Raw genomic sequence first — 552 nt, 5'->3', positions numbered from 1 at the left:
CTGGCGGCAACCTCGAAGCCATCGCCCCGAACACCGCGCCAGTCAGCACTGTGGTTAGCGATGTCAACGACACCACCACCGTGACATTGACCGCCAATCCGACCGTGAACGAAAACGGCACCATCACTTATACCGCCACCCTGACCGGCGCCGACGGCAAACCAGTTACCGCGCAGAACGGTCCGGTCACCGTGACGTTGGAAAGCGGCAAGACCATCACCATCGCAGCCGGCGCAAGTTCGGGCATCTTGGACGTAGCGGTCGGCAACGACGTGTACCAAGGCCCAACGACAGTTACTGAGTCGATCAAAGATGCATCCGGTGGCAACCTCGAAGCCATCGCCCCAAACACCGCCCCGGTCAGCACCGTGGTCAGCGACGTCAACGACACCACCACCGTGACGTTGACCGCCACACCGACTGTCAATGAAAACGGCACCATCACTTATACCGCCACCCTGACCGGTGCCGACGGCAAACCCGTCACCGCACAAAACGGTCCGGTCACCGTGACGCTGGAAAGTGGCAAAACCATCACCATCGCAGCCGGTG

1 protein-coding gene is annotated in these 552 nt (G+C 61.1%); it reads left to right on the top strand.

Going from position 1 to position 552, the window contains the following annotated elements; all coding sequences use genetic code 11:
- The coding region (locus J3361_RS29315) for an immunoglobulin-like domain-containing protein (RefSeq protein ID WP_207967454.1) at window positions 1–552 on the top strand (552 nt) is incomplete at both ends.

Origin of the sequence: Pseudomonas sp. OA65 (assembly GCF_017498305.1) — a bacterium.
Classification (GTDB): Bacteria; Pseudomonadota; Gammaproteobacteria; order Pseudomonadales; family Pseudomonadaceae; genus Aquipseudomonas; species Aquipseudomonas zanjanensis.
Note: the sequence above shows the minus strand (reverse complement) of the source record. Positions and strands in the feature narration are given on the sequence as shown.